Genomic DNA, 26721 nt, shown 5'->3' with positions numbered 1-26721 from the left:
TTTAAAAGAATCCAAGTGCGTTTTCACTGTAGCTGACAAGCAGATTTTTAGTCTGCTGGTAATGATCCAGCATCATGCGATGATTTTCCCGGCCGATACCGGATCGCTTGTAGCCACCAAAGGCAGCATGAGCAGGATACGCATGGTAACAGTTGGTCCATACTCGGCCGGCCTGGATGCCGCGTCCCATCCGGTAAGCAGTATTCATACTCCTTGTCCATACTCCGGCACCAAGGCCGTACAACGTATCGTTAGCGATTTCCAGAGCCTCTGCCTCATCTTTAAATGTGGTGACGGCCAGTACCGGACCAAAAATCTCTTCCTGAAAAATCCGCATTTTGTTATGTCCTTTGAACACTGTCGGCTGCACGTAGTAGCCTTCGCTGAAATCTCCTTCAGCTTCGTAGCGGCTGCCGCCTGTCAGACATTCAGCTCCCTCCTGCGTTCCGATATCCAGATAAGACATGATCTTTTCCAGCTGCTCGGAGGAAGCCTGTGCTCCCATCATCGTATCGGTATCGAGTGGATTCCCCATGCCGATCTGCTTTACTCTTTCCATCGCCTTCTCCATAAACGCGTCATAAATCGATTCCTGAATAAGGGCACGTGAAGGACAGGTGCACACTTCCCCCTGATTCAGAGCAAACATGACAAATCCCTCTACTGCCTTGTCTAAGTAAGCATCATCCTGGGCCATCACATCTTCAAAAATAACGTTTGGGCTTTTTCCTCCGAGTTCCAGCGTTACAGGAATCAGATTTTCTGAAGCGTATTGCATAATCAGTCGTCCTGTTGTTGTTTCACCGGTAAAGGCTACTTTATCGATTCTAGTATTGGATGCCAGCGGTTTTCCCGCTTCGACACCAAATCCGTTTACAACGTTTAACACACCAGGCGGAATCAGATCTTCGATTAGTTCGAGGAGAACCATAATTGACACCGGAGTTTGCTCGGCTGGCTTTAGCACCACACAGTTACCGGTTGCAAGAGCCGGAGCAAGCTTCCATACCGCCATTAAGATAGGGAAGTTCCAGGGAATAATCTGGCCGACAACACCGACCGGCTCGTGAAAGTGATATGCCACCGTGTCGTCATCCAGCTGGCTGAGCATGCCCTCTTGCGCTCGAATCGCACCAGCGAAATAACGAAAGTGATCGACCGCAAGGGGCATATCTGCATTCAATGTTTCTCTGACAGCTTTGCCATTATCCCAGGTCTCTGCAACTGCGAGCATTTCCAGATTCTCTTCGATCCGCTGTGCAATCTTCAACAGCATATTAGACCGCTCGGTTACCGATGTTTTCCCCCACGTGTGCTTAGCGGCATGAGCAGCATCGAGAGCTGCTTCCACATCTTCTTTGGTTGAACGGGCCACCTTTGTAAATGCGTGGCCTGTCACTGGTGTGACAGCATCGAAGTACTCGCCGTGAACCGGTGCGGTCCATTTGCCATTTATAAAATTATCATATTTTTCTTTGAACGTAACGATTGAATCCGGATGTCCCGGCGCTGCATATATCATGTCAAATCCCCCTTAGAAGACGGACACGAATGTGCCCGTCAGCAGTCTGGTTACTGGTGAACTTTTTCTTTCTGCGGACTTGTTTCATAAAAGGAGCCCCGGATGATCTCCTTTACCTCGTCCAATGTCGCTTTGCGAGGATTTGTGAGCGCGCACGCATCTTTCATTGCATTTTCTGCCAGAATATCAATATCTTCCTCCTTTGCTCCAAGTTCAGCAAACCCTCCTGGAATACCAACATCACGGCAAAGAGTTACAATCGCATCAATTGCTTTTTCAGCTGCTTCCCGGTCGGAAAAACCATCCGTATATTCTCCTAAGGCTTCTGCGATATCCCGGAACCGCTTCGGCTTCGACATAAGATTAAAACGCTCCACGTGTGGAAGCAGAATCGCATTACATACCCCGTGAGGCAGGTTGTAGATACCGCCAAATTGATGAGCGATGGCATGCACATAACCGAGTGATGCGTTGTTAAATGCCATCCCTGCCAGGAACTGGGCATACGACATCTGGCTTCGTGCTTCCAGGTCCTCTCCATTAGCTACCGCAGCGCGCAAATTGGAGCGGATCAGGCGCATCGCCTGCAGGGCGCATGCGTCTGTAATAGGTGTTGCATCAGTAGATACGTATGCTTCTACAGCATGTGTCAGGGCATCTACGCCCGTTGCTGCCGTTAAAGAAGCTGGTTTTTTAAGCGTCAGCTTTGGGTCATTAATCGAGATAAGCGGGGTCGTATGCTTATCTACTATCGCCATCTTTACCTTTCTTTCCGAATCTGTAATAATACAAAATCTGGTCATTTCACTTGCCGTTCCGGATGTGGTATTAATCGCCACAAGCGGAGGTAAAGGCGAGGCTGATTGATCAACTCCCTCGTAGTCATGGATGGTACCTCCATTGGAAGCAACAAGACCGATTCCCTTCGCACAGTCATGCGAACTGCCTCCACCAAGCGAAACGATCGAATCACACTGGTGATCGTTATACATAATCAGCCCCTGTGCCACATTTTCGTCTGTAGGATTTGGCTCTGATCCTGAATAAATCGTTACCCTGATGTCGGATTTGCGAATTTCTTCTGCTACCTCATCCGCGACGCCCATATCTGCGAGCCCTTTATCTGTTACAAGCAGTGCATGCGTCAGCCCCATCGATTTCATCCTGTCTCCTGCTTCCTTGACTGCATCGACACCCATCAAATTGACACTTGGAATGTAAAAACCAGCTACCATTTTTTCATCTCCCTTAGTATTTTTTTATGCTGCACAGGTATATAATGCAATTCCCGTGCCAACTATTTAAACAGCACTCATCTATTGATAGCGCTTACAATATTGGGAGACTTTATCTTTTTTCTGCCGAATTTCTGTTGTATCCTGCCATTTTTTCGGCAGCTATTGCCAATCATTCGGCCGTTTCAAGCTGCAAACAGTACCCTGCTGACGAAGGACAAGCATGTAGGAATGCCTGAAGGTTTTTAACATTAACTTGCTGCCTGAGCAAAGCAGAAAACCTGCTTTTGTTCCAGCTGTAACAAATAAAACGAGCAGCCCTTATTAATTAGGCTGCTCGTTTTATATATAGTGGCACTGCTTCAGCTTTTCGCCGGTTTATGTTCCTGGCGCAGGTACAACAGTTGCGAGCCAGAAGCTTAGAATGACGACGGACGAGCTAACAAACATGATCAGCATCCACGTCAGTGTCTGACGATGGAATACAAGCTTTACGTCTTTGAACATCGCACCAATGGAAGGAAGCTTGCTCATTTTCAGCATCAGCAGTTCAAGTCCCAGCAGGATCGTCGTTGCAGCAGCAGAAACCATGCAGAACGGGCAGATTGCTTCGATTACGAACAGCTGCAGGTAAACGAAAAAAGCGGATGAGAAAACGCCTGCGATCGTAATCGGGGTAAGCACCTTCAGGACGAGCGGATGCTTCGTGTGATACCAGAGGCCTGCGAACAAAAGCACCGTCAGATAATAGAAAGCTCCAAGCATCGCAAGCGGAATGCCCATCACATAAGCCCATTCACTCGTCATGACCGCCCACGGCGTTCCTGTCACATCAAACCCTGCCGGCAGCGGCAGCACCCAGAAATGAATACCCGTCAGAAAAACACTGACAGCCCAGCCGATAGCGGCGACTGCTGTAAATAGTGCGAACAGGTTCGGCACCGCTTTTCCATACGCGTACCCTGCATCAGCGGAAACGCTGTCGCTGTTTTTCTTATTCATCCAAATTTGCTCTTGTACCATTTCACTCATCGTTTCATTCCTCCTTGTTATATACCTTACGGGGTATCTGTTAATTATATTAATATACCCCACAAGGTATGTCAACCCCTCTTGTTTATCTTCGGCTGTACATAGGAAAAAACCGTCCACCAGCGGCAGACGGTTCCTGTTCGTTCATACAAATCATTAAAATGATGATCAGCTTTTCCAGATTTTTTCGCACTTCCTTTTCGTTTTTCCATCATCCAGCGATGCGATCAGGATCCGGGCGGTTTCAGCTGAGCGTTCATCGTTACTATGCTGATAAAGCCGCTTCAGCCCCTCGATAATGTCACTGCGAACAAGCGATCCATTCTTTTCGCTTTCCGCTTCTTCAAAGCGTTCTTTCATGTAAGCAAGCAGCGTATTCCGCTGTTCTTCCCCTGCCAAGCCAATTCTCCAGGCTGCTTGCAGCGTATGACGGGCTGTCACAAACTTCTCATCTTTTGTCACCTTCCAAAGATCGGGGAAAATGTCGATGATCCGCTGATCCGGATCGCTGATTGCCAGCTGAGCGAGATACTGGCCGGCCCGGGCCCGTCTGTGCGGGTCTGCATGGTGCAGATCATCCACCAGCTCCTCCCATACTTCATAGGCCCAGTCCACTTCCTGCTTCGTTCGCTCCATAATTATGGTGTACGCTTCGTAGCGCGCTTCCTTCGTACCGTAAGAGGAGTCGTCAAACCATTTTCGCACGTCCGGATCCATCACGTTAGTACCCCCTTTCGTATCTGCTTCTGCGCATAAACAACGATTGTTCCAGTTCCCGTATAAGGCTTGCTGCTCCAATGCTGCCTCAGCTGAACATCTGTAAACCCATTTTTTTCGAGAAGCGGACGCAGTTTTTCCGGCTCCGTGTAGCGGATGGTGAGTGATTCTATCAGGCGCTCATCGGCGTCGTACAAGCTGGAGACGAGCATGCCTGTTTGGGAATCGTACGTGTCAACTTCGCGTGTGCCGCTCGTTTCGTCAATCTGAGTCTCAGTTCCGGAACCAGGCGGGGTCCGTGTATCGAAATACAAGCTTCCTCCCGGCTTTAAATGGCGAAAAGCTGCTGCCAGCAGGCTGTTATGCTCTACTTCTGTCAGGAGATGCTGAAAGGAGTGTCCTGTCATAATAATAAAATCAGCATGAAGAGGAAGCGAAAAGGAAGCAGCATCCTGCTGAATAAATGAGGCTTTGATGCCTGCTGCTTCTGCTTTTTCAACGGCACGACCCAGCATTCTCTGATTAATATCAATACCTGTTACAATAGCCCCTGCTTGTGCCAAAGGCAGAGTCGTTCTTCCAGTTCCACAGGCCAGGTCTATCACAACGCTCCCCTCTCTAATGACACCTTTTAATAACTCCGCCTCCATCTGAATATGGTCATAGCGCCTGTCATAAAATGTCGGATCATCATACGGATTGATTGGCATCTGCTTATCTCCTATCGGTTTGTTTACCTCTTTTTTCTATATATTGGGTCCAACAGTTTTACATAGCAAATCGGTTGATTGTTAGGTGCCCGAAAGGTATTCTGTACATTAGTACATGCACTTCCGGAAGGAGCGAATTCGACTGTGACAAACGTCGACAGACTGAAAGAGATTATTTTGGATCACACGTCGCACGTGTTTCTCATTACAGATCCGAAGCAGCCTGATAATCCTATTATATACGCAAACAATGGTTTTTTTGAGCTAACAGGATATACAAAAGAAGAAGTGATCGGCCAAAACTGTCGTTTCCTTCAGGGACCAGATACCGACCGCCGGGCAGTCGCTTCCATGCGTCGTGCGATTGAGCAGAAAGATCCGTTTACGGTGGAGCTCCTGAACTATAGAAAAGACGGAACACCCTTCTGGAATCTGCTTCATATCGATCCAGTCTATGTAGAAGATGAGGGGCAATATTATTTCGTCGGCATTCAAAAGGAAATCACCGACTTAAAAAACAAGCAGTCGCGGGCCGATGCTTCTCAAAAAGAGCTGGACCTTCTTTCTACGCCGATCGTACCTATTACATCCAGCGCCTCGGTGCTGCCCCTGATCGGACGGATCGATGAACGGCGGCTTGATATGATCATTGAACGTCTGACTACCGGACTTGCCGATGCCAGAATTGACACGCTCATTCTTGATTTAACCGGCTTTCAGATGGAGGATGAAGGGGTTGCTGACAGCATCATCCGTCTTGGCAGCGTTCTCCAGCTTCAGGGCATTGAGCTGATCGTGACCGGTATTACAGCAGAAACGGCTATGAAATCCCGTAAATTGGAACAAAGCCTTTCCAGCTTCCGCTCCTTCCGTTCTGTTAAACAAGCATTTGAATGGATACAACAGCAGTAAATTAAGTTGTCCAGCGGAAGCGCTGGACGCTTTTTTGTAATGTACATGTTCATCAGCCCGTTTATCTCTTTCCCAAAATGGGAACTATGACTATTGGGGTGTATTCACATGGAGCTGACTCGTAGAGAAAAGCAGCACATATTCCTGCTTCGCCCGCTTGTCATGACGCTTGTGGCTATTGGAACCTTGTTTCTCTTGGAAGCGGGTATACCCGACTGGCCGATCATGCTCGGCATCACAACCGGCTTGTTTGCCGCGCCGCTCATTACCGCACTCTTCTTTCCGAAGCTGCTTACGAAAAAGCGCCGGGAAAATCCGACCCGGAAGCAAAAAATCGGCCGGACTGTTTTCTTCAGTGCAGGCGGACTGCTGATTTTTTTTATTTTGATTCGCTTCTTCTGGCAGCTGGCTGCCTGAGAATCAGCTTCACCCGTTGAGAATCGCTGTCTTCCCCTGTTTGAAACCCTCTAAGCCATCACCTCTGCCGCGTTTTTATCAGCAAAACGAATTATTTTTCAGCGTTTCGCTTTTTATTTTGCTTATAATTTATTATAATTATAATCTGAGAATGAATATTGTATCTTTCTCACTTTTTATGTGCGAAGGAACAATCGCTCTCTGAATCTTTTCTAAAAATGGAAAGGGGTAGTTATGAACATGGATAACAACGAAAACATGGACAAGTGCCCGGTTACTGGTCAGAGCTTGACGGCAAGTATTCCGACAAGCAGTCCGACAGGCGGCACGAAGAACAAAGACTGGTGGCCGAACCTGCTGAACCTCGATATTCTTGCACAGCACGATACGAAGACCAACCCTCTTGGCGAAGACTTCGATTACACAGAAGAGTTCCAGAAGCTCGACTATAAAGCGATGAAGGAAGACCTTCACAAGCTTATGACGGACAGTCAGGACTGGTGGCCTGCAGACTACGGTCACTACGGCCCGTTCTTTATCCGCATGTCCTGGCATGCAGCCGGTACTTACCGTACAGGCGACGGACGCGGAGGCGGCGGAAGCGGCTCCCAGCGTTTCGCACCGCTGAACAGCTGGCCGGACAACGGTAACCTCGATAAGGCCCGTCGTCTGCTTTGGCCAATTAAGCAGAAGTACGGAAACAAAATCTCCTGGGCTGACCTGCTCGTTCTTGCCGGAAACGTTGCGATTGAATCCATGGGCGGTAAAACGCTTGGCTTCGGTGCAGGACGTCCTGACATTTGGCATCCGGAAGAAGACGTGAACTGGGGTCCTGAAACCGAGTGGCTCGGCGATGAGCGCTACTCAGGCGACCGCGAGCTGGAAAATCCGCTTGCTGCCGTTCAAATGGGTCTTATTTACGTGAATCCGGAAGGTCCAAACGGCGAACCGGATCCACTCGGAAGCGGACGAGACATCCGTGAAACGTTCAAGCGTATGGGAATGAACGATGAAGAAACTGTAGCACTCACTGCCGGCGGTCACACGTTTGGTAAAGCACACGGCGCTGGTCCGGCTGAATCCGTTGAAGATGCTCCGGAAGCTGCTCCGGTTGAATCCATGGGCTTTGGCTGGAAGAGCAGCCACGAAACAGGCAACGGTGCCTACACGATTACAAGTGGAATCGAAGGTGCCTGGACTCCAACACCAACGAAGTGGGATATGTCCTACTTTGACGTTCTCTTCGGCTATGAGTGGGAGCTGACAAAGAGCCCTGCCGGCGCCTACCAGTGGGAGCCGAAAGAGCTGAAGGATGAGGACCACGCGCCTGACGCGGAAGATTCCTCGAAGAAGCGCACGATCATGATGACGACTGCCGATATGGCGATGCGTATGGATCCGGACTACGAGAAGATTTCCCGTCGTTTCCACAAAAATCCGGATGAGTTTGCTGACGCCTTCGCATCTGCATGGTTTAAGCTGCTTCACCGTGACATGGGTCCTAAAGACCGCTACCTCGGACCGGAAGTGCCGGAAGAAGACTTTATCTGGCAGGATCCGGTACCTCGCGGCAACTATGACCTGACAGATGCAGAAATCGACGAGCTGAAGAGTAAGATCCTTGACTCCGGTCTATCTGTAGACGAGCTCGTGAAAACCGCCTGGGCTTCTGCAAGCACATTCCGCGGCTCTGACATGCGCGGCGGTGCCAATGGCGCCCGCGTTCGCCTGTCCCCTCAAAAAGACTGGGCAGCAAATGAGCCGGAACAGCTTGCGAAAGTACTTGATGTTCTTGAAGGCATTAAGAACGAAACAAGCATCAACATCAGCCTTGCTGACCTGATCGTTCTCGGCGGTAACGCGGCGATTGAAAAAGCTGCGAAGGATGCCGGCTTCGATGTAACGGTGCCATTTACTCCGGGCCGCGGTGACGCGACTCAGGAGCAAACCGACCAGGAGAGCTTCGAAGTTCTGGAGCCTGTTGCAGATGCATTCCGCAACTACCAGCTCAAAGAATTCGCTGTCAGCCCTGAAGAGCTCATGGTTGATAAAGCACAGCTTCTCGGCCTGACTGCACCGGAAATGACGGTCCTTGTCGGCGGGATGCGCGCACTTGGCGCAAACCACGGCGGAACAAAGCACGGCGTCTTCACAAGCCGTCCAGGACAGCTGACGAATGATTTCTTCGTGAATCTGCTGGACATGGGCGTGGAGTGGGCTCCTGCTGACAATGGTGTATATGAAGCACGCGACCGTCAGAACGGAAATGTCGTTCGTACGGCAACACGCGTGGACCTCGTATTCGGTTCAAACTCTGTACTCCGTGCCGTATCTGAAGTTTACGCACAGGATGACAACCACAAGAAGTTCGTGAACGACTTCATCAACGCATGGGTGAAAATCATGGACGCTGACCGTTTCGACGTTAAGAAATAAACAGCTGTATGCCAGCCGCCTGTCCGGATTCATTCCGGCAGGCGGTTTTTTTGTCTGATTTTCCGGCATTGCTTCTTTCCTGGATCTTTTTTCACGGATCAGGCTGATTCTCGTTTGTACCTTCGTTTCTCAGGGAAAATGTAGAACGTGCGTTCTTTTGACAAGCCGGACGAATCCGATCGCTTGCGTTGTGAAGCTGTACATAATCATTCTTTGATTAATCGTTCAATTGGAACAGGTAAACAGAACCTCCGGCCGGGCATTTTTTGCCGCGGTTGTTCTGAAAATGCCGGTTCCAGACACCGCAATGGGTTATGAGTGCTGCGGGATTCGCAAGCGCCTGGATGACTGCTGGCAACTAATTTGCTGAGGAGAGTGTTGTGCATGAAGAAGCTAACCACTGGTCAAGGAGTTCCCATTCGGGATAACCAAAACTCGCGAACGGCCGGCGAAAACGGCCCGACGTTATTAGAGGATTATCAGCTGATCGAAAAAATGGCGCACTTTGACCGGGAGCGTGTTCCGGAGCGCGTTGTTCACGCGCGCGGGTTTGGTGCACACGGAACATTTCGCACAGCTGCGAGCATGAAACCCTATACAAAGGCTCATTTCTTGCAGGAAGAAGGGACAGAAACACCGGTCTTTGCCCGTTTCTCCACCGTGATTCACGGCAACCATTCGCCGGAAACGCTGCGCGATCCACGAGGATTTTCGGTTAAATTTTACACGGAAGAAGGAAACTACGACTTCGTCGGCAACAACCTTCCTGTTTTCTTTATTCGCGATGCTATGAAATTCCCTGATGTGATTCATTCTCTGAAGCCTGACCCGCGCACGAACATTCAGGATCCGGACCGCTTCTTTGACTTCATGTCTCTGACCCCGGAATCGACTAATATGCTGATGCACCTGTTTTCGGACGAAGGAATCCCCAAAAGCTACCGGCATATGCGCGGTTCCAGCGTCCATGCGTTCAAATGGGTAAATGAACACGATGAGTACGTCTACGTGAAGCTGCGGTGGGTGCCGAAGCTTGGAATTGAAAACTTATCCGAGTCTGATGCATCCGAGATTCAGGCAGAGGATTTCAATCACGCCACCATGGATGCATACGAGGCGATTGAACGCGGCGACTTCCCGCAGTGGGACCTCTACGTGCAGTTTCTCGATCCTGAAAAAGTCGATAACTACGAGTTTAATCCGCTGGATGCTACGAAAGACTGGTTCGAATCGGATTTCCCATACCATCACGTCGGTACGTTGGAGCTAAACAAAAACGTCGATAACTATTTCGCTGAAACGGAATCGGTCGGCTTCAATCCAGGTGTTCTTGTACCCGGCATTGAACCTTCTGAGGATAAAATGCTTCAGGGCCGGCTTTTCTCTTACTCCGATACGCAGCGTTACCGGATTGGTCCCAACTACCTGCAGCTGCCGGTCAACTGCCCGTTTGCGAACGTCCAGAATTATCAGCGTGACGGCTTTATGCCGGATAATCAGCCGACAGATCCGGTCAACTACGAGCCTAACCGGTATGAAGAAACACCAAAAGAGGATCGTTCTCAAATCGACCATGTGGCTCCTGCTGCCGGACCGGCAGGCAGGATTCCGATCGAGAAACAAGCAGATTTTCTGCAGCCGCAGCAGGTGTGGGATCATTATTCTGATGCCGACAAAGAGGCGCTCGTCTCTAACTTGACGAATGCGCTGCAGGATGTGCGTGAAGACACGCAATTACTGCAAATCTGCAATTTCTACCGCGGCTGCCCTGCATTAGGGGAAAAGCTCGCAGAGAATTTGTCTGTCGACATCAGCGCCTACCGGTAAATAACCGTACCTCTGCAAGATCTCTTATGATCAAAAGAGGTGCCGGGCCATAACGGCCGGCACCTCTTTTTCTGTGTGGGAAGCTGATTCATCGTTTCTTATTTTACTGATCCTCATATTCTTTACGCAGGATACTCATGCGAATATCATCGTGAAACGTTCCCTCCACCAGCGCTCCCTCACGTTCGATTCCTTCTTTGATAAAGCCGCTCTTTTCATAGCAGCGGATCGCGCGTGTATTATAAGCGAGCACCTTCAGCTCCACCCGGTGAAGCTGAAGCGTTTCAAAGGCATAGCCTAATACAAGCTTCGTAATTTCTGTTCCGAGTCCCTTCCCCCAGACGGACGGGTCAAACAGACCGATCGCAAATCTAGCTTTTTCGTCTTCCCAGCGGACGGTAAGCCGGGCCTGGCCGATCAGACGTCCTTCGTATTCGACACACCATTCGTGGGGATGACGGCTGATTGCCTCAAGAAATGCTGCAGCATCTGCTTCGGTTTTTAAAAGCCGCCGATGCCGGTCTTCTCCATACATATGCAGCATTTCCGGATCAAAGTCGACTCGCATATAGTCGGCATGATCCTGCTTGACAGGCTGCCTGAGCAGCACTCGTTCTCCTCGTAATTCAGGCGGTTGCTCCATGGTCATTCCTCACTTTCTCTACATCTATTATATCCTTTTATGGAATATAAAACCATAATAAAAGTGGCGAAAAAGTCGGTTTAAGTGAACCATGTTGCACCTGCCTGCATCTCCGGGCACTCGCTTTCCGGAGGGAACGGGCTCAGCTAATCGCTTCCTCCGGCTGTCAGAAGCGCTGGATCTTCGCCTCGTTCTGATCCTCTCGGAGTCGAGGCACTCCAATTTCGTCAACTGGTAGAATGGTTGAAACGTCTTATCTCTATTGGCACGACCTTGTTCGATACTGATTGGTCCTTCCCTATGTGACTCTTCTTATACGAATGATTATGCCAGTACTTCGCAGCATTTGCCAGGGACGCCGGTGGGAAGCGCAGACTGAAGATCCTTTCTCAGGGGCACCCTGAGAAATAGCTGAAGGCAAGCCCCAATGTCATCAACTTAAGATGGAATAAAATAGGGTGGTTCTCTCATTGAGAATCACATTTGCTTTGAGCTTTTTTTCTCCTGTTGCTCTTCGTCTAAAAACACTTGACTTTTCTCCCCTGCATTCAATAATCATGGCGAATACCTTCTGGTATATCTCAGGAGAATGCGGGGAATCCCATCATGACACAAAAAACATTTCTCGGAGCCGTGCAGGTCAGTCTGGACATGATCAACGATGTGATGTTTCTATGTGAATCCCGTACCAAACCGACGTATTTCACCCGCCAGGGAGAAAACAACAAACTGCCATTTGTCCATCTGGTCTGGTTCTGTTTATCGTTTGTTCGGAAAACACTGCAGCTTGAATTACATGATTTTTTTCACCAACTGCGCCCGGGCGAGACGAGTATCTCGAAGCAAGGGTTTTCTCAGGCGCGACAGAAGCTCTCGCCTACGGCGTTTATCAAGCTGAACGATGAGGTGATGACCTGGTTTTACGCAGATGGCATCCCGAACACCTTCCATGGGTATCGGCTGTTAGCTATTGATGGCACCGTCTTACAATTGAATAATGTTCCTGCTTTACGGGAGGCCTTCGGCGCTGCAGGAAACGACAAAAGAACCTATCCCCGTGCCTATGCAGCTGTTCTGTACGATCTGGAAAACAAGTTGACATTGGCATCTGTCATCACCCGGTATTCCACGCCGGAGCGAACCGTCGCGATTGACCTGTTAGAGAAGCTGAACCAATTCGCACCGCAAAAGGAGCTCATTCTGTTCGACCGCGGATACCCTTCCCGCGGCATGTTTCGCTATTTAACAACGCATGATCACCATTTTTTAATGCGTTGTCCGCGTCAAGCGATGCAGGAAATCAATCAGAGTATCCAGCCTGATCAATGGATCGAGTTAACGGATGAGGAAGGATCCATGTCCCTGCGCGTCCTGCGCTTTTGGTTAGATTCTGGACAAGAAGAGATTCTCGTCACAAATTTGCTCGAAACCGAATTCGATCGGGCCTTTTTCCAGGAACTCTACTTTAAACGCTGGGGCATCGAAGGGTATTACCGGGAGTTAAAAAGTACCCTGCAACTCGAAAATGTGACTGGTGCCACTTCCATTGCGGTTAAACAAGACTTCTACGCCGCCGTGTATTTAACCAATATGGCAGCTCTGATCAAACATGAAGCAAACGAGTGGATCCAACAGGAACACCAAGGAAAACAGCTCACCTACACGTATCAAGTCAATGCCAACCTTCTGATCGGCTGCCTGAAATCCTATCTGCTTCGGATCCTGCTCGCCAGCACCCCCGGCGAGCAGGAAGCGATTTTTCAGCAGATGATAACGGAAGTAATACGACAAAAAATCCCGATTCGCCCTGGAAGGAAATGTGGCCGGCCGCTGAAAAAATGGGTGAATAAACACCCCTATAACCGAAAACGATGCCTCTAATATAGCGTAAAAAGTAAGCTTCGAAAAAGGGACGCCCTGCGCCCCGGGCATCCTGATGCCTTTTTTTCACCTGATGGATATTCCCGCAGCGCAGGAAGCAGAAAAAGCTCGGGACGAAGGAATTTATTCCTTTTGGATGGCAAAATCATCCTTACAAAGTTGATGACATTGAGGCAAGCCCACGGCAAGCTTCTGGCGATACGCGAAGAAGGGCTGTAACAAAATTTATAAACATGTTAACAGATTCGCTTTGTCAACAGACTGCCTGACTGTTTCTTTTCCTATTCTTCCTTCACACTGATACTGAGAGAAGGAGGGAGAATATGCTTGGACTAAAACGTAATGATGTAAGGCTTGTACCGTACGATCCGCAGTGGAGCCAGATGGCAGACGAACGGATAAAGGAGCTTTCTGCACTAACTGACATGCTTGAGCACCGTATTGCTCATATTGGCAGCACGGCGATCGCTGACATGCCCGCAAAGCCGATCATCGACCTTGCCGTCGGAGTGGAGCAGCTTGACGCAGATCACAACGACTTATTTCGCCAGCTGAAGCAGTGTGGATTTCTGCGTCTGCGCGTTCAGAAGCAGGAGGAAATTGTATTTGCGGCGTTTACAGACGATTCCTATGAAACGAAGACTCATATTCTCCATCTGATGACGTACAACGGCGAGCTGTGGAACAACCTGCTGTTTTTCCGGGATTATATGAACACCCACTCTGCTGAACACAGTGCATACGCCGCTCTGAAAAGACGGGCAGCTTCCGCTCACCCGACCAGTATTCCTGCCTATACGGAAGAGAAGACCGCCTTCGTCCACCGTATTTATCAGCTGCGCACGTGATCATCTACTACCTTTTTGTCTATAACAAACGAATTATTCCCCAGTTGAAATGTCAAATTTTACTGGACTAAAGCAGGAAAAACGTGTAAATTCCGGACAATTTCGCCTCGCTCTGGTACCCTGATGTATGAATTCACAGGCGGAGGTAAGAAAATATGAAAACATCAGGCGTAACAGTTGCTATGCTCCTCCTGCTCGCAGGCTGCTCCGGCAGTGCAGAAAATGAGCAGGAAACGGAAGTGCAGGAGCCCAAGACACAGAACGAATCAACTGAAGAGGAGGAGAAGACAGAAGAGATGGAGGACGACTCGACCTCTTATTCGTTTGGAGATTTAGATCGGTTTGGCAGTGAACCGCAGGAATGGATGCAGGCAGCGCCGGGTTCCTTCAGTGAGGACGACTACGATGAAGATGAAGTGATCACGATCCTTTCTGATTCGATCGAATCCGGCACGAGCGACGACGAACTCTTTCTGCAGGCGCTTGATCTGACAGCGTTTGATTACCGGGACTATATCGAAGAAGCACTCGCACTGGAGATCGACTACGAGGAGCTTACTGCGCGTCCGGGCGATATAAGCAGCTCCGAAGAGGATCTCCAGGGACTTCACGTCCAGATTCTGTTTGATGCGAGCGGAAGCATGGCTCAGTCTGTCGGGGATGAGATAAAGATGGACGTGGCAAAAGAAGCCGTGCATGACTTTGCGGCTGACCTTCCTGAGCATGCAAATGTTTCGCTGCGCGTCTATGGCCATCTGGGAAGCAATCTGGCCGTCGATCAGGAGGAGTCGTGCGCTGGAACGGAAGAGCTTTATCCGTTAGCTCCTTATGAGGAAGCAGCATGTACTGAGGTGCTCGATTCATTTGAACCTACCGGCTACACGCCGATTGCAGCGTCGATTGAAGCTGCAGGAGACGATCTGCTGGCATATGCAGAAGACGGGGACGAGGTTGTCGTCTATATTGTCAGTGACGGAGAGGAAACGTGCGGCGGTGATCCCGTTCAGGCAGCAGCTGATCTGAACGAGAGCGGCATCAATGCGGTCGTTCACATCATCGGGTTTGACGTAGAGGATGATGAGCACCAGGCTCTTATGGACATTGCCTCTGCCGGCGGCGGCGACTACATGCAGGCAGACGATGCAGAAACGCTGCGGCAGACGCTTCGCGATCAACAAAGCGAGCTGATCAGCGCCTGGCGGGAGTGGCAGTCAGAGAATACAGACGTGAGCCGCGAGCAGCAAAGCGACTATCTCGACCGTTCCCGGGAGCTCCAGGATACGATAACGGATTTGAGCAGGGCCGAACAGGATCGCTTAACCGATCTGAGCCGGGCACTGGAGGAACAGAACGACGATTATTCGGGCATTCCTCTTCGCTCCTCTGTAACAGACCGGGGGATCGCCATCCGTTCCTACATCACCGAGTCCATGATTCAATTCCGCCAGCAGGCAGTTGATGAAGGCATTCAAAACCGCCAGGATATCACAGAAGAAGGCATCAACGAACGCCAGGATATTATCCAGGGGGATGACAATGAGTAGCAATCTGAAGGGAAAAACGCATGACCTGCAGGAAACAACACGAGCTATCACCATGTATTACGTACTTACTGCCATTCTCTTTCTGGGCGGTGCGGGTATCGTGTGGGCAGCCTACCAGACAGGTTCGGCTGCCGGTCTCATCGTTCTAGGTGGAACAGGACTTGTCCTCATGCTCTCGAGCGTCCTGCTGGTTAATAAAATCCGGAAACTCGATCAGTTCAGTGCCTACGGCATCGATGAAGAAAAGCAGGAGATATGGATGAGTCATGAAAAAAACGGCAGCAGCGAGCCGCTCGATATCATCCGAGTTCCCTTTTCCACTATCGAAACGGTCCTGCTGGCACCGCAGCTTCAGGCGTATACAACTGGCCAAGGCTACCAGCAGCGTACCTTTTATACGTACATTCCGGTTGTACTTGTCGTCTTCCAGGAAGCCGGACAGACACGATGGATGGATATTTCGTTTCGGGACGATGAATCGGCCAACAGCTGGCTGGCTGAGGCCCAGCACGCCGGTCTGTCTCTTTTCCGCACAGATGAATCGGTGAACAAACTTTACCGCGACCCTGATGCAGCCGAGCTGATTCAAACGGACCTTTACAAAGAACCGTTTACGTTTAACGGCAGCGTGATAAGCTACATCAACCGGCAGCGTCGCGAGGACTATGCCTATCTGCCGGAATATACGCCTGAAATCGGGACACATTCTAGTCACTATGTCACGTTTTCATGGAGACTGCCGCAACTGTTTATAGGCTCCACTGCGCTGCTGCTGATAGTGATGCTGCTTGATCAGTGGTATGTGCTGATGCAGTCGGGAAGCATGGTCGGGGACATCAGCCTCGTCGGAACAATTGGTGCCACGATTGTGTTCGGCGCCTTTCACATTCTCTACGGCTACCGGTTTGAACGGGTGAAGCCGATCACGATACTGCCGATCGCGCTTTTATCCGCAGCATCTTACGGAACGGCCGTCTTCCTTCTATCGCTTTTGATTGTGATGATGCAGCCCCATGATCCACGGATGCTTGCTCCTTACGCGGTCTTGTTTTTACCGCTTATGCTTCTCACGCTGTTCATTCGCAGGCAGAAGCCGGCTCACCATCATCAAGCTGTAAAAGTAGTAAAGAAAAGCATGCGCAACACGTCTTCTGCCTAGCTGAAAGTCCGTCTGCTTCCGGACGGGCTCTTTTCTTATAGGCACTGATGCTTCTATGCGCTACAATCATCGTAACGATCCAATTGGAGGGAACAAACATGAATCAGCAGTACGGCACGTTCGAAAAGGACGCGATGGTCATCGAGTATACACAGCGGGGTGAGGGCCCTCCCGTTCTGTTTTTGCACGGCGGTCATGCCAGCTGCTTCGAGACGATCGGGACAGAGGCGCTGCTGAGTGCAGGATATTCGGTCATTGCTCCGTCGCGTCCCGGCTACGGGGCCACCTCTCCCATCAGCAATCTCGATGCTGCATGCTCACTTTATGACGGACTGCTTGCCCATCTTGGATTAGAGCGTATTCATGTGCTGTCTGCCTCGGCAGGCGGTCCTGCCGGCATCCGCTTTGCCGCCCTTTATCCGAAAAAAACTGCCTCGTTGACGCTGCAGTCTGCTGTGACAAAAGAGTGGATCACCCCTGCAGACCCTTCTTATAAAGCGGCGAAGGTTCTTTTTCATCCAAAACGGGAGCGCTTCACGTGGCGGCTGCTGCAGCTGATAAGCCGTCGTTTTCCAAAGCTGCTTTTTCGCCAGATGTTTTCCTCCTTCAGCACGCTTTCCTATCAAGAAGCAGCTGCAAGCATAGCCCCCGGCGACGCGGAAACATTTGCACGAATGATGGCCTCGCAGCGCTCGGGAAAAGGCTTCATGATCGACCTTGAGCAGTCACGTGAAGCACGAACAGACACACTCGCTGCGATTACCTGCCCCGTTCTGATCATGCACAGTCCGTTCGACGCCTCGGTTTCGTTTGCGCATGCAGAGCACGCGGCAGCCATGATACCGAATGCCAGACTGGAAAAGCTGCATGCATGGGGGCATCTGATCTGGCTCGGCAGAGATGCCGGCACAACCGACCGCCTGCTGCTCGCCTTTTTACGTGAGCATCAATAGATAAGCGACCTGTCGAAGCGTTAGATACAGGCTGTCGACCTTTTCGGATGACCAGAAAAATACGCCGCAAAGCATTTGTGTACCTCCGTAACCACTTGTATATTTAAAGAAGGGATTTCACCATGACACTCTGGTTTTTACTTGCCGCAGCCAGCGCCATTATCTTTGGTCTGGCTACCTTTTGCTTTAAAGTGAACGCGTTCAAAGGCTGGCCGCTCCTGCCGTTTTTTGCAGGCGTTTATGCCAGCGGCACTGCCGGCTTTGCTGTAACGGCGTACGTGGAAAACGCGCTGTATCTCTCTGCGGTGATTCTGCTCAGCGGAATGATTGTAGGAATCGGCTCCACGTTCGGCAATCTGCTGTTCATGCGGGCGCTCGAATATGGACCGGCGAGCCTGACCTCCCCGCTCGTGAACACGAATATTCTCTTGATCGTACTCATGTCTGTTATCGTTTACGCAGAAAGCCCCGGCGCAATAGAATACGCCGGGATCTTTCTGATTGTCGCAGCCGTGAGCCTGCTTCCGCTTGACCCCCGAGAGAAACTGAGTATCCCAAACCGGATTTGGTACATCTTCGTGTTTGCTGCGACTGCGTTGTTTTTTCTGCGTAACGGCGGTCTGAAAGTAACGGAAGAGCTTGCGCTTCCAAATACGACTATCCTTTTAGTCGGCTATGCAGTTGGCCTGCTCTGGTCGCTGCAGGCGCTGCTTCGTTCTCCTCAGAGAAATTCGCCTTGTCGGCTGAAAAGCTTCCAATTTGGACTCGGAGCCGGCTTGTTTTCCTTTGCCGGCATGCAGCTTTACGCGTGGGCTTTGCAGAGCGGGCCTGCCAGCATCGTCTCCCCTGTATTTTCGACAAACAGCCTCGTCGTGGCGCTGTTGTCGGTGCTCTATTTGCGGGAGCGCCTCACCCGGATGCAGACCATTGCACTTGCGATTGTCTGCATCGGGATCATTCTGCTGCAAATGAACTAATTTTTGGCACCAGCTGACTTTAAAAGGTGAACGTTCGCAGGAGAAAGGTAAACGTTTCTCTCCGGCATTTAACCATTTTTTGTTTATTACTGTTCTAAGTCGATGGTCGTAAAAAGTTGCAAGCCAAAGTTAATGCTTTTCCAGCTAAGGTTAACGCTTTTGCAGTAAATGTTGAAAACGTTCATTCTCACTAAACGCTGCTAGCCGCCGTGCGCAATCAAAACACCCCCATCCGGTTCACAGAACCGATTGGGGGTGTCAGCTGTTATTCTACTGTTACGGACTTCGCGAGGTTTCGCGGCTTGTCCACGTCGCAGCCGCGGTGTAGCGCTGCGTAATAAGAAATGATCTGCATTGGCAGAACGCTCACAAGCGGTGTGAGATATTCGTGCACGGCAGGCATCACTACCGTATCTTCTTCGTGCTCGCAGCCTTCCATGCTGATAAAGCAAGGATTCGCGCCGCGGGCGACAACTTCCTTCATGTTTCCGCGGATATTCAGGCTGACATCTTTCTGTGTTGCAAGCCCAATCACTGGTGTTCCTTCTTCGATCAGCGCAATCGTACCGTGCTTCAGCTCCCCGCCTGCGAAGCCTTCTGCCTGAATGTAGGAGATTTCCTTCAGCTTGAGGGCACCTTCCATGCAGACGTAATAGTCGAGCGAACGGCCGATAAAGAAGGCATTTCGCGAGACACTGAGGAATTCACGCGCTACTTCTTCGAGCACTTCTTTTTTCTCGGTGAAAATTTCCATTGCATTTGCAACGATCCCCAGCTCCTGCAGCGGGTCAAAGTCGATTTCCACTCCTACTGCACGGGCAGCATCGACGGCAAGGATAGCCATCACGGCCATCTGTGCCGTGTACGCTTTCGTTGATGCAACGGCAATTTCAGGACCTGCGTGCGTGTGCAGCGTATAGTCTGCTTCACGGGAGAGTGTTGATCCTGGTACGTTTGTAATCGTCAGTGCCGGATGTCCGAGCTCCTTGACGTTTACGAGCACGCCGCGGAGGTCTGCTGTTTCCCCGCTTTGTGAAATAAAAATAAAGAGTGGTTTTTTACTCAGTAGTGGCATGTTATAGAGGAACTCACTCGCAATATGCGTTTCTACCGGAATATGCGCGATTTTTTCGATCAGTTCTTTTCCGACCAGTCCGGAATGATAGCTCGTTCCGGCCGCAATGATGTAGATGCGGTCAGCATCTGTAACGGCGCTGCGGATCTCTTCGTCGAGCTTAATGTTTTCGTTCTCATCCTTGTACTTCGTGATGATGTTCCGAATCACAAACGGCTGCTCGTCGATCTCCTTCAGCATGTAGTGCGGGTACGTGCCCTTTTCAATGTCGGTGGAGTCGAGCTCGGCGATATAGGAATCGCGGCTGATCTCCTGGCCGTCCAGCTTCTTCACTTGGGCTGTTTCACGTGTAACAACAACGATTTCTTTGTCTTCAATTTCCATGAATTCGTTTGTTACCTGAAGCATCGCCATCGCATCAGACGCGATAACGTTCACTCCGTCTGCCAGGCCGATCAGAAGCGGACTCTTGTTCTTGCCGACGTAGATCGTGTCACGGTCGGTGTTATCGAGCAGTGCTGTCGCATAAGAGCCTTCAAGCAGGCTGAGCGTTTTACGGAACGCTTCCTCTGTGGACAGGCCGTCTTTTGAGAACGTATCAACAAGCTGGACGATGATTTCTGTATCCGTATCAGACACCATCTCCACGCCTTCAAGATACTCTCTGCGAAGCTGCTCATAGTTTTCGATGACCCCGTTGTGCACGATCGTGAAGCGGCTTGTCGTACTCTGGTGCGGGTGGGCGTTCAGCTGGCTTGGTACGCCGTGCGTTGCCCATCGTGTATGACCGATGCCGACTTCGCTTTCTTCTGATGTATCAACAACATCACGAAGAGCAGCGATTCGGCCTTTTTCCTTATATACATGAATACCTGATTCGTTGGCAATCGCGATTCCTGCAGAGTCATATCCGCGGTACTCCAGTTTCTCAAGTCCGCGAAGGAGAATCTCCTTTGCATCTGCTGTTCCAATATATCCTACAATTCCGCACATAGCTAAATGTCCTCCCTGTGAGCAGGGCAGGATCACGCCGGGGCATGTCCGCCCCACTCTTTCTCGTTTTTATGGTTGTGTGTATCAGGAAATCAGTCAATAAGCTTTTGTTCAGCAAGTCGCCTCGCTGTTTTAGCTCCTTGTTGCGGCTGTGATTTCAGGCAGCCGGGAGGCATCCGCCGAACGTTCGATAACCTCCTCCTCGTCAACTGCACATCGGCAGTCCAGGCGCTTTTAATTATCTTATTAGAGCTTTCTTTCCTCCTCTCATGTATTTGAATGACCTCATCATACTACACGGAAAAACGGTGGTCAATCGTTTTTTGCACATTCTGGAAATGTTCTGTGTCAGTGTTCGCCTCCAGATTGTGTCCGTCATCTAAATGGGCCGGACTCGCTGTGTTAGTCGCTGCTCTTCTAAGAGTGTTACAGAATGGCCTCTGTTTTCTGTAACCTGTTTCCCTCTCCGTTAATCATGAAATTTGCCGAATCGTCATCCGCCCGCGTGTCCGGCGTTTTTCTAATCTGAGACCATTTAAAGAAGGCCGTGTGTGTCCTCAAAATTCGACAAACGAAATCCTGTCAGGAACGACTGTGACGTAATTGCGTTTTCCTTTTATTGTAGACAGCATGAGAGCGCTTTACTATAAAGATACAAGCTATTTATTTTATCCTGAAGGGGGATTTCACATGAGCCAGGAACAACAAAAATCGACACTGCGTACACGAATTCAGCGGGTCGGCAGCTTTTTAAGCAGCATGATCATGCCGAACATAGGGGCGTTTATCGCCTGGGGCTTGATCACTGCACTCTTTATTCCGGACGGCTGGGTACCGTATCCGACGTTTGAAGCGCTCGTCGGACCGATGATCACCTATCTCCTGCCGCTGCTCATTGCCTACACAGGCGGTAAGCTCGTCCACGATACACGCGGCGGGGTCGTTGGTGCGACCGCTGCGATGGGGGTTATCGTCGGAGCGGAAGTGCCGATGTTTATCGGTGCGATGATCATGGGACCACTTGGCGGTCTCCTCATTAAGCAGATTGACCGTCTGCTCGAAGGTAAAGTTCGTCAAGGCTTTGAAATGCTCGTAAACAACTTTACGGCAGGTATTCTTGCTATGCTCCTCGCCCTTTTCGGCGTCCTTACGGTTGGACCGGTCGTATTCGGACTGACACAGGCACTCGGTGCAGGGGTAGATGTGATCGTATCACTCGGTCTTTTGCCGCTAGCAAGTATTTTCATTGAACCAGCTAAGGTATTGTTCTTAAACAACGCAATCAACCATGGTATTCTCAGTCCTTTAGGTTTGGAGCAGGCTTCCCAGCAGGGCTCTTCGATTCTGCTGATGCTGGAAACAAACCCTGGACCTGGACTCGGCGTGCTGCTTGCGATTATGCTCTTCGGAGTCGGCTCGGCGAAGCGTACAGCACCTGGGGCAGCGATCATTCACTTCTTTGGTGGTATTCACGAAATTTACTTTCCGTACATTCTGATGCGTCCGATTTTAATTTTGGCAGCAATCGCCGGCGGTATGGCAGGTATCTTTACCTTCTCGATCTTTGATGCCGGACTCGTCGCAACACCTGCACCAGGAAGCATTATCGCGTTTACGCTGATGACGCCACAAGGCGGATACCTCGGCATGTTTGCCGGTGTGTTTGCAGCCACGGGTGTCTCCTTCCTTGTCGCTTCCATCATTCTGAAGACGACGAAGAATCCCGCTGAAGATGATATGTCCGGGGCAGCTGCGAAAATGGAAGAAATGAAAGGAAAGAAGAGCAGCGTTTCCGGCACATTTGCCGCAGGGGAGCAAGGCGCTGAAGCAGGAATCGATCCAGCAAACGTCAACCGTATTATTTTTGCCTGTGACGCAGGCATGGGCTCAAGCGCAATGGGAGCTTCGATCATGCGTGATAAGGTGAAAAAAGCAGGACTCGAAATTGATGTGACGAATACTTCCATTAGCAACCTTCCGGAAGATGCTGACATTGTTATCACTCACAAGGACCTCACGCCACGTGCAAAGGAAAAGCGTCCGGGAGCTGATCATGTATCCGTGGAAAACTTCCTGAACAGCCCGGAATACGATAAGCTCGTGGAACGCCTGAAGCAGTAAGAGACTGGAGGATCGTCTATGTATGTGTCCGCCCGCGACCGCCGCATTCTGGATGAGCTGCTTGCTCATCCGGAAGGGGTGACGGTTGCCTATCTGGCCGAAGCGCTGGATGTCAGTGAACGCACCATCCACCGCGACCTGACGACATTTGACAGCCTGCTGCAGCCGTATGAGCTGACTCTGGAGAAAAAATCAGGAACCGGTCTGCGCCTTTCCGGACCAGACAGCGAGCTTCAGACACTTACGAACGACCTTTCAGAAGCTCGCAGCATCGACTTTCTCCCCGAACAGCGTCAGCTGCTGCTCTCGTATAAGCTGCTGACAGCGACAGAGCCGGTAAAGCTGCAGGCCCTGGCCTCGGAGCTTCATATCACTGAAGCGACAGTTCGAAACGATCTGGATAAATTAACTTCGTGGATGGAAGATCATCAGCTCACGCTCTTACGCCGGCGCGGCTTTGGTATTCAGGCCGCCGGTGAGGAGGCTTCGAAGCGCCGTGCGATTCGTGCCCTGCTCGCTGATCATCTGAATGACACGGATCTGCTTCGTTTTATCCGCCGGCGAACGCTCGCGGAAACAGGCGGACGAACGAAAGCAATTGCCGACCAGCTGCTCGGCTTTGTCGATGAGGAACGGATCCAGGAGGTGGAGCAGGCAGTTGAAGAAGTCAACCGTCAGCTGCCGGTACCGATCGCTGATTCTTCCTATGCCGCTCTCGTCGTGCATCTCACCCTCGCATTAGAGCGTATTCAGCTTGGGGAACGGGTACAGATGAAAGAGGAGCTGCTGGCCCGGCTTCGTGATAAACAGGAATTTCCGCTCGCCGCATCGTTAGCAGCTCGTTTGGAAGAAAGGCTCTCCTTATCCATTCCAGAGACCGAAATCGGCTACATTACCATGCATCTGCGCGGCGCCAAGCTGCAGCGGGACACGCAGTTTCAAGCCGATCCGGATCTCGACATCTCGTTCCTCGCCGGAAGATTGATCCGGCACGTGTCTGATCGGTATGGCACGACCTTTGCCGGCCATGCGCTGGAACAGGGGCTTACCGCTCACCTAAGTCCGGCTTTATACCGGATGCAGCAGCAGATGAGCATTCACAACCCTTTGAAGGAAACGATCCAATCGAAGTATCCGGAGCTTTTCAACGCTGTTCAGGATGCAGCCGGACATGTGTTTGCCGACCTGCCGGTGCCGGAAGACGAAGTCGGTTTTCTCGTCCTTCATTTCGGTTCCGCCCTGGAGCTGGATGACGGCCGGGAATATCACGCCTACGTGATCTGCTCCACCGGTATCGGTTCATCTAAAATGATGGCCGCCCGGCTGAAGCGGGAGTTTCCGCAAATTACGTCAATGGAACAGCTGTCTGTATATGAATTAGAGCAGAAGCAGCTCGATCCGGGAGATTTAATTATCTCAACTATCGCTCTCGATGAGCAGTACGATCATATTCAGGTAAATCCGTTCGTCACTGAAGAAGAGCTCGCTGCAATTGAACGCTACATGGGCCGTAAGCCCGGAAAACGCGAGCAGCCTCAACAGTCGGAGCCTGAAGGATCTCTTGAATCGATGCAGTCACAGCTGAACGCTGCCCTGCATCTGATGCAGCACGTCGAACTCATTCAGGAATCAACCTCTGTTCCGTTTTGGACGAGCTTGTACAATACGCTGCTCTATTTGCAGGGAAAAGGCTTTGTCGGCGATGCGGAAGCTGTGACTCGCGCGCTTCAGGAACGTACAAAACTATCGGGAGTCGGTCTGCCGAATACGCAGCTTGCTCTCTACCATGCCAGAACGAGTGAAGTACGCGAGCCCGTGTTTCTGATTCTCGAACGGATACAGGAGGAACCGGTCCAGGCCATGGACGGATCCACCATTTACGTTCGCCGGATCCTGCTTATGCTCGCCCCGCAGCAGATGAACGAAATAGAAAGCAGCATGCTGAGCCGCATCAGCAGCATGATTGTGAAAAACGACACCTCCCTCCGCCTGTTTGCAGAAGGAACGGAAAAAGACGTAAAAGATTTTATGAGCGGAGAGTTTCTGCAGCTCATCCGCGGCATTAACTAAGATTAAAAGGAGTGCATCACTATGACAAAAGCGATTCTGCCAGAGGAAAACATTCAGCTTGGAGTAAAAGCAGCCGATCAGAAGGACGCCATCCGCAAAGCCGGCCAGATTCTTGTAGACGGCGGCTACACCGATGCCGGCTACATCGACAAAATGTTCGAGCGGGAAGAAATTACCTCCACCTTTATGGGCAATGGAGTGGCTATTCCGCACGGCACCGACGATGCAAAAAGCAGCGTTCACTATTCAGGGCTGTCTGTATTGCAAATTCCTGAAGGCGTGGAGTACGGAAACGGCAACACTGCCAAGCTCGTGTTCGGCATCGCAGGCAAGGATAATGAACACCTTGAGATTCTCTCCAAAATCGCGATTCTCTGCTCCGAGGAAGCGAATGTAGAAAAAATGCTTAAAGCGACGACGAAGCAGGAACTGCTCGACATGTTCCAAGAGGTAGAGTAAATGAAGGCCGTCCATTTCGGTGCCGGCAATATCGGCCGCGGATTTATCGGCCAGCTGTTGCACCGTGCAGGCTGCCAGGTGACGTTTGCAGATGTGAACGACGAGCTGATCAGGCTGTTGAAGCAGGAGGACAGCTATCAGATTTTTTTTGCCGCACCCGATCAAAAGCCGGAAACAATAACGAACTTTACCGGTCTGCATTCGCAGCATGAGAAAGAAGAACTTCTCACTGCGCTGCGAGAAGCAGACCTTGTTACAACAGCGGTTGGTGCACCTGTTCTAAAGCATCTTGCCCCGGTGCTCGCAGAGGCCGTTAAGGAGCGACTCGACTCTGCCCTCCCCCTAACCGTCATCGCCTGTGAAAACGCAGTCGGCGGCACCGATATGCTGCGGGCTCACGTGGAGGAACTCCTTTCCAAAGAGGAATCCAGTCAGGCAGAAGCCCTGATCAGCTGGCCAAATGCTGCCGTGGACCGAATTGTTCCCATTCAGGAACAGTCTAATCCGCTCGATGTGCTCGTTGAACCGTTTTACGAATGGACCGTTGAGAAAAAAGCGATTCACGGTCCAGTGCCGCCAATCGAAGGTATTCACTACGTCGATGATCTTGATGCCTACATTGAGCGCAAGCTGTTCACGGTGAACACCGGTCACGCTGCCGCAGCCTATCACGGCTGGCAGAGGCAGCATGCCACCGTTCAGGAGGCGATGAAAGACAACGAGGTCCGCAGTGAGGTGGAAAGCGCGCTGCAGGAAACTGGAAAACTGCTTACAGCAAAGTACGGCTTTGATCCAGACACCCATGCCGCTTATATTCAGACAACGATCAGCCGCTTTGAGAACGATGCTCTGTCTGATTCCATCGACCGTGTTGCCCGGCAGCCATTGAAAAAGCTTGGTGCACGGGAACGACTTTTGAGTCCTGCTCTTCAGCTGGAGGAACGCGGCATGAACCCGGAAGCGCTTCTCCGCACAATTGCAGCCGCACTCGCTTATGATAACCTCCAGGACGAAGAAGCAGCACAGCTTCACCAGCAGCTGGCTGTAAGCCCTGCTTTTTTCGTGCTTGGGACGATCAGCGGCCTCGATCCGGACAGCCCGATCGTACAAAAAGCAGCCGAACTGTACGAAGCCATTCAAGCCTCATAGCCGTTCGATCTTGAACGGCTGGATAATCGGAAAGGATGCAG

Annotated in this window: 21 protein-coding genes; 14 read left to right on the top strand and 7 right to left on the bottom strand. The window is 50.8% G+C overall.

What is annotated here, in order from left to right; translation table 11 throughout:
* Position 1 precedes the first annotated feature (1 nt).
* The 5 genes from adh to HCN83_RS01070 form a co-directional block, all read right to left on the bottom strand.
* A complete protein-coding gene (adh, locus tag HCN83_RS01090) occupies positions 2-1522 on the bottom strand; it encodes an aldehyde dehydrogenase (protein ID WP_168004446.1) in 1521 nt (506 codons plus the stop codon).
* A gap of 50 nt (positions 1523-1572) precedes the next feature.
* On the bottom strand, positions 1573-2757 hold the full coding sequence (locus HCN83_RS01085; RefSeq protein WP_168004445.1) for an iron-containing alcohol dehydrogenase: 1185 nt from the start codon (positions 2755-2757) through the stop codon (positions 1573-1575).
* Positions 2758-3135: 378 nt separating this feature from the next.
* Entirely contained in the window at positions 3136-3789 is a 654-nt protein-coding gene (locus HCN83_RS01080; protein ID WP_168004444.1) for a vitamin K epoxide reductase family protein, read from the bottom strand.
* Positions 3790-3957: 168 nt separating this feature from the next.
* Complete coding sequence (locus HCN83_RS01075) at positions 3958-4506, bottom strand: hypothetical protein (RefSeq protein ID WP_168004554.1); 549 nt, start codon at positions 4504-4506, stop codon at positions 3958-3960.
* A complete protein-coding gene (locus tag HCN83_RS01070) occupies positions 4506-5216 on the bottom strand; it encodes a class I SAM-dependent methyltransferase (RefSeq protein WP_168004443.1) in 711 nt (236 codons plus the stop codon). Before HCN83_RS01070 ends, HCN83_RS01075 begins: the two co-directional genes overlap by 1 nt.
* Before the next feature lie 144 nt (positions 5217-5360).
* Between HCN83_RS01070 and HCN83_RS01065 the strand changes: the two genes are divergently transcribed.
* The 4 genes from HCN83_RS01065 (at position 5361) to HCN83_RS01050 (ending at position 10808) form a co-directional block, all read left to right on the top strand.
* Entirely contained in the window at positions 5361-6128 is a 768-nt protein-coding gene (locus HCN83_RS01065) for a PAS domain-containing protein (RefSeq protein ID WP_168004442.1), read from the top strand.
* Between the two features lie 108 nt (positions 6129-6236).
* The gene (locus tag HCN83_RS01060; RefSeq protein ID WP_168004441.1) at positions 6237-6545 is read left to right on the top strand and encodes a hypothetical protein; all 309 of its coding nucleotides are present in this window, start codon (positions 6237-6239) and stop codon (positions 6543-6545) included.
* Between the two features lie 234 nt (positions 6546-6779).
* Positions 6780-8981 (top strand): catalase/peroxidase HPI, encoded by a 2202-nt coding sequence (katG, locus tag HCN83_RS01055; protein WP_425483575.1) that lies wholly within the window; start codon positions 6780-6782, stop codon positions 8979-8981.
* A 384-nt stretch (positions 8982-9365) separates the two neighbouring features.
* A complete protein-coding gene (locus HCN83_RS01050) occupies positions 9366-10808 on the top strand; it encodes a catalase (RefSeq protein ID WP_205774437.1) in 1443 nt (480 codons plus the stop codon).
* 103 nt (positions 10809-10911) lie between these two features.
* Here the strand turns inward: HCN83_RS01050 and HCN83_RS01045 are convergent, their stop codons facing one another.
* Positions 10912-11451 (bottom strand): GNAT family N-acetyltransferase, encoded by a 540-nt coding sequence (locus tag HCN83_RS01045; protein ID WP_168004439.1) that lies wholly within the window; start codon positions 11449-11451, stop codon positions 10912-10914.
* Positions 11452-12057: 606 nt separating this feature from the next.
* Between HCN83_RS01045 and HCN83_RS01040 the strand changes: the two genes are divergently transcribed.
* From HCN83_RS01040 to HCN83_RS01015, 6 genes are all read left to right on the top strand, one after another.
* A complete protein-coding gene (locus HCN83_RS01040) occupies positions 12058-13332 on the top strand; it encodes an IS4 family transposase (protein WP_168004438.1) in 1275 nt (424 codons plus the stop codon).
* 323 nt (positions 13333-13655) lie between these two features.
* A complete protein-coding gene (locus HCN83_RS01035; RefSeq protein WP_168004437.1) occupies positions 13656-14180 on the top strand; it encodes a GrpB family protein in 525 nt (174 codons plus the stop codon).
* A gap of 155 nt (positions 14181-14335) precedes the next feature.
* Positions 14336-15724 (top strand): vWA domain-containing protein, encoded by a 1389-nt coding sequence (locus HCN83_RS01030; RefSeq protein ID WP_168004436.1) that lies wholly within the window; start codon positions 14336-14338, stop codon positions 15722-15724.
* A complete protein-coding gene (locus tag HCN83_RS01025) occupies positions 15717-16883 on the top strand; it encodes a hypothetical protein (RefSeq protein WP_168004435.1) in 1167 nt (388 codons plus the stop codon). The genes HCN83_RS01030 and HCN83_RS01025 overlap by 8 nt, the downstream gene beginning before the upstream one ends.
* Before the next feature lie 98 nt (positions 16884-16981).
* Entirely contained in the window at positions 16982-17836 is an 855-nt protein-coding gene (locus tag HCN83_RS01020) for an alpha/beta fold hydrolase (RefSeq protein ID WP_168004434.1), read from the top strand.
* A 122-nt stretch (positions 17837-17958) separates the two neighbouring features.
* A complete protein-coding gene (locus HCN83_RS01015) occupies positions 17959-18813 on the top strand; it encodes an EamA family transporter (protein ID WP_168004433.1) in 855 nt (284 codons plus the stop codon).
* Positions 18814-19078: 265 nt separating this feature from the next.
* On the opposite strand, the gene glmS is transcribed toward HCN83_RS01015, so the two are convergent.
* Entirely contained in the window at positions 19079-20881 is a 1803-nt protein-coding gene (gene glmS, locus HCN83_RS01010; RefSeq protein ID WP_168004432.1) for a glutamine--fructose-6-phosphate transaminase (isomerizing), read from the bottom strand.
* Between the two features lie 690 nt (positions 20882-21571).
* On the opposite strand from glmS, the gene HCN83_RS01005 reads away from it, so the two are divergent.
* From HCN83_RS01005 to HCN83_RS00990, 4 genes are read left to right on the top strand one after another with little or no spacing between them, the layout of a single operon-like run.
* The gene (locus tag HCN83_RS01005; protein WP_168004431.1) at positions 21572-23002 is read left to right on the top strand and encodes a PTS mannitol transporter subunit IICB; all 1431 of its coding nucleotides are present in this window, start codon (positions 21572-21574) and stop codon (positions 23000-23002) included.
* Between the two features lie 18 nt (positions 23003-23020).
* A complete protein-coding gene (locus tag HCN83_RS01000; protein WP_168004430.1) occupies positions 23021-25072 on the top strand; it encodes a BglG family transcription antiterminator in 2052 nt (683 codons plus the stop codon).
* Positions 25073-25093: 21 nt separating this feature from the next.
* On the top strand, positions 25094-25531 hold the full coding sequence (locus tag HCN83_RS00995) for a PTS sugar transporter subunit IIA (protein ID WP_168004429.1): 438 nt from the start codon (positions 25094-25096) through the stop codon (positions 25529-25531).
* A complete protein-coding gene (locus HCN83_RS00990) occupies positions 25532-26680 on the top strand; it encodes a mannitol-1-phosphate 5-dehydrogenase (RefSeq protein ID WP_168004428.1) in 1149 nt (382 codons plus the stop codon).
* Positions 26681-26721 lie beyond the last annotated feature (41 nt).

The sequence above is a fragment of the Alkalicoccus luteus genome (genome assembly GCF_012034335.1).
Lineage (GTDB): Bacteria > Bacillota > Bacilli > Bacillales > Salisediminibacteriaceae > Alkalicoccus > Alkalicoccus luteus_A.
Note: the sequence above shows the minus strand (reverse complement) of the source record. Positions and strands in the feature narration are given on the sequence as shown.